The sequence below is a fragment of the Agromyces humi genome (assembly GCF_009720255.1).
GTDB lineage: Bacteria > Actinomycetota > Actinomycetes > Actinomycetales > Microbacteriaceae > Agromyces > Agromyces humi.
The window spans coordinates 1-4,662 of record NZ_WJSP02000303.1; the positions used below are offsets into that span (position 1 = coordinate 1).

Consider the following 4,662-nt stretch of genomic DNA (forward strand, 5'->3'; position numbering starts at 1 on the left):
CGCACGCAGGCCGCGGAGATCGCCGCGGCCGGCGGGGCGGTGCTCGACGGGGCATCCGTCGACAAGTCCGACCGGCTGCGGGCCGGCAGCTGGCTCGAGGTGAGCTGGGAGCCGCCGCGCTCCGTGCAGGTCGAGGCGATCCCGGTTCCCGATCTCGGCATCGTGCACGACGACGACGACCTCGTCGTGGTCGACAAGCCCGCGGGCGTCGCCGCGCACCCGTCGCTCGGCTGGGAGGGGCCCACGGTGGTCGGCGCCCTCGCGGCGGCGGGCTTCCGGATCTCGACGTCGGGTGCCCCCGAGCGGCAGGGCGTCGTGCACCGGCTGGACGCCGGCACGAGCGGGCTCATGGTCGTCGCGAAGTCCGAGCGTGCGTACACCGAGCTCAAGCGCCAGTTCCACGACCGCGAGGTCGAGAAGATCTACCACACGGTGGTGCAGGGGCATCCCGATCCGCTCGCCGGCACGATCGACGCGCCCGTGGGGCGGCATCCTCGCTCGGAATGGAAGTTCGCCGTCACCGCCGACGGCAAGCACGCCGTGACCCACTACGAGACCATCGAGGCGTTCCCGTACGCGTCATTGCTCGAGGTGCACCTCGAGACGGGACGCACACATCAGATCCGAGTGCACATGGCGGCGCAGCGGCATCCGTGTGCGGGCGATGCCATGTACGGGGCCGACCCCACCCTCTCCGCGCGGCTCGGCCTCACCCGCCAGTGGCTGCACGCCCGGCAGTTGTCGTTGACGCATCCGGGCACGGGCTCGTGGACGACGTTCGAGTCGGAGTACCCGGCCGACCTCGCGCACGCGCTCGAGCTGCTCCGCGCGGAGTGAGCGGGCGCGTCCGGGTCCTCGACGTGGGCGGCTCGCCGTAGAATTCGAAGACCCCCAGAACCGACTCGCAGCACCCGAAGAGGAGCCCAGTGGCCGCCGATTCCTTCGTCCACCTCCACGTGCACAGCGAGTACTCGATGCTCGACGGCGCCGCCCGGGTGGGCGAGCTCATCAAGGCCGCGCAGGGCGAGGGCATGCCGGCCGTGGCGGTCACCGACCACGGCAACGTGTTCGGCGCCTACGACTTCTGGAAGCAGGCCACCGACGCGGGCATCAAGCCCATCATCGGCACCGAGGCCTACATCACGCCGGGCACTCACCGCGGCGACAAGACCAGGGTCCGCTGGGGGAGCGGCGGCGGCGACGACGTCTCGGGATCGGGCGCGTACACGCACATGACCCTCCTGTCGGAGACGACCGAGGGCATGCACAACCTCTTCCGGCTCTCGAGCCGGGCGTCCATCGAGGGCTACTACTTCAAGCCCCGCATGGACCGCGAGCTGCTCGAGACATACTCGAAGGGGCTCATCGCCACGACCGGATGCCCCTCCGGCGAGGTGCAGACCCGCCTGCGGCTCGGGCAGTACGACGAGGCCGTGCGCGCGGCATCGGAGTACCGCGACATCTTCGGGAGGGAGAACTACTTCGCCGAGATCATGGACCACGGGCTCGGCATCGAGACGCGCATCATGGAGGACCTGCTGCGGCTCGCCAAGCAGCTCGACCTGCCGCTCGTCGCCACCAACGACCTGCACTACACGCACGCGCACGACGCGAAGAGCCACGCCGCGCTGCTCTGCGTGCAGTCGGGCTCGACGCTCGACGACCCCAACCGGTTCAAGTTCGACGCCGACGAGTTCTACCTGAAGACCGCCGCGGAGATGCGGCACCTCTTCCGCGACCACCCCGAGGCGTGCGACAACACGCTGCTCATCGCCGAGCGCGCCGACGTGCAGTTCAACACGAACGCCAACTACATGCCCCGCTTCCCCGTGCCCGAGGGCGAGAGCGAGGAGAGCTGGTTCGTGAAGGAGGTCGACCGGGGCCTCGCCGTCCGCTACCCGAACGGCATCCCCGCCGAGGTGCGCAAGCAGGCCGACTACGAGGTCGGCGTCATCCTGCAGATGGGGTTCCCCGGCTACTTCCTCGTCGTGGCCGACTTCATCAACTGGTCGAAGAACAACGGCATCCGGGTCGGCCCGGGCCGTGGTTCGGGCGCCGGCTCGATGGCCGCCTACGCGATGCGCATCACCGACCTCGACCCGCTGCAGCACGGGCTCATCTTCGAGCGGTTCCTGAACCCCGACCGCGTCTCGATGCCCGACTTCGACGTGGACTTCGACGAGCGTCGTCGCGGCGAGGTCATCAAGTACGTCACCGAGAAGTACGGCGACGAGCGCGTCGCGCAGATCGTCACCTACGGCACCATCAAGGCCAAGCAGGCGCTCAAGGACTCGAGCCGCGTGCTCGGCTTCCCGTTCGGCATGGGCGAGAAGCTCACCAAGGCCATGCCGCCCGCGATCATGGGCAAGGACATCCCGCTGTCGGGCATCCTCGACAAGGATCATCCGCGCTACAAGGAGGCCGGCGACATCCGGGCCATCATCGAGACCGACGCCGAGGCGAAGACGGTCTTCGAGACGGCCCTCGGCCTCGAGAACCTCAAGCGCCAGTGGGGCGTGCACGCCGCCGGCGTCATCATGTCGAGCGACCCGCTCATCGACATCATCCCGATCATGAAGCGGGAGCAGGACGGCCAGATCGTCACCCAGTTCGACTACCCGGCGTGCGAGTCGCTCGGCCTCATCAAGATGGACTTCCTGGGGCTCCGCAACCTCACCATCATCGATGACGCGCTCGACAACATCGAGGCCAACCGCGGCTTCCGTCCCGTGCTCGAAGAGCTCGCGCTCGACGACCCCGAGGCGTACGCGCTGCTCTCGCGGGGCGACACGCTCGGCGTCTTCCAGCTCGACGGCGGCCCGATGCGGTCGCTGCTCCGGCAGATGAAGCCCGACAACTTCGAGGACATCTCCGCCGTCATCGCGCTCTACCGCCCGGGCCCGATGGGCGCGAACTCGCACATCAACTACGCCCTGCGCAAGAACGGCCTGCAGCCGATCACGCCGATCCATCCCGAGCTCGAGGAGCCGCTGAAGGACATCCTCGACACGAGCTACGGCCTGATCATCTACCAGGAGCAGGTCATGGCGATCGCCCAGCGCGTCGCCGGCTTCTCGCTCGGACAGGCAGACATCCTCCGGCGCGCGATGGGCAAGAAGAAGAAGTCCGAGCTCGACAAGCAGTACGAGGGCTTCTCGGGCGGCATGAAGGCCAACGGGTTCTCGGATGCCGCGGTCAAGACGCTGTGGGACATCCTGCTGCCGTTCTCCGACTACGCGTTCAACAAGGCGCACTCGGCCGCCTACGGCGTGCTCAGCTACTGGACGGCCTACCTCAAGGCCCACTACCCGGCCGAGTACATGGCCGCACTGCTCACCAGCGTCGGCGACGCGCGCGACAAGCTGGCGCTCTACCTCAACGAGTGCCGCCGCATGGGCATCAAGGTGCTCCCGCCCGATGTGAACGAGTCGATCGGCTACTTCGCCGCCGTCGGCGAGGACATCCGCTTCGGCCTCGGCGCCGTGCGCAACGTCGGCTTCAACGTGGTCGACGCGATCCGCGCGGCGCGCGAGGAGAAGGGCCGGTTCGAGTCGTTCCACGACTTCCTGAAGAAGTCGCCGATCCAGGTCGCGAACAAGCGCACGGTCGAGTCGCTCGTCAAGGCGGGCGCCTTCGACTCGCTCGGGCACACCAGACGGGCGCTCGTCGAGATCCACGAGGGCGCCGTCGAGTCGGCCGTCAAGGAGAAGCGCGCCGAGGAGGTGGGCGACGTCGGCTTCGACTTCGACAGCCTCTTCGAGGACCACGAGCGCGACGCAGTGCCGTCGCTCGTGCCCGACCGGCCCGAGTGGGCCAAGCGCGACAAGCTCGCGTTCGAGCGCGAGATGCTCGGACTCTACGTCTCCGATCACCCGCTCGCCGGGCTCGAGGTGCCGCTCGCGAAGCACGCCTCGACGACGATCACCGAGCTCCTGTCGTCGGATGCCACGCAGGACGGCGACACCGTGACCATCGCGGGTCTCGTGACGAGCGTCCAGCACCGCGTCGCACGCCAGAGCGGCAACCAGTACGGCATGATCCAGGTCGAGGACTTCTCCGGCGAGATCACCGTCATGTTCATGGGCAAGGCGTACCAGGAGTTCGCGCCCGGCCTGAAGGCCGACTCGATCGCGGTCGTTCGGGGACGGGTGAGCCTGCGCGACGACGGCATGAACCTGCACGCCTACAGCGTGTTCTCGCCCGAGCTCGGGCAGGGCGACGAGTCGGGTCCGGTCGTCATCTCGCTTCCCGACATCCGCGCGACCACCGACACGATCTCGGCGCTCGGCGACGTGCTGATCCGGCACGCGGGCGACACCGAGGTGCGCCTGAAGCTCGTGAAGGGCCGCACTGCGCGCGTGTTCGAGCTCCCGTACCCCGTCACGGTGACGGCGGACTTCTACGGCGAGATCAAGAGCCTGCTCGGTCCGAACTGCCTCGTGTGACGGCCGCCGCCGGCGCGAGCCGCGTCGCTCGGTAGGCTGGTCGCGTCATGCTGCGAACCATCGACCTGCGCGGAACCCGTCCATCGGCGAGCGAACTGCTCGCCCTCGTGCCGCGCGCCGCGACCGACGTCACGGCGGCACTCGACCCGGCGCGAGCACTCATCGACGCCGTGCGCGAGCGCGGCGAGCGAGCTCGAGAAGATCTGTCCGTAGCGGA

General features: G+C 68.6%; 2 protein-coding genes. Both read left to right on the forward strand.

What is annotated here, in order from left to right; genetic code table 11:
- Positions 1–837, forward strand: an 837-nt coding sequence (locus GH736_RS17690) for an RluA family pseudouridine synthase (protein WP_159605669.1), incomplete at its 5' end; no start/stop codon positions are given.
- Between the two features lie 137 nt (positions 838–974).
- Positions 975–4,445: a DNA polymerase III subunit alpha gene (gene dnaE, locus GH736_RS17695; protein WP_235934409.1), complete on the forward strand. Its 3,471-nt coding sequence runs from the start codon at positions 975–977 to the stop codon at positions 4,443–4,445.
- Positions 4,446–4,662: the final 217 nt, after the last annotated feature.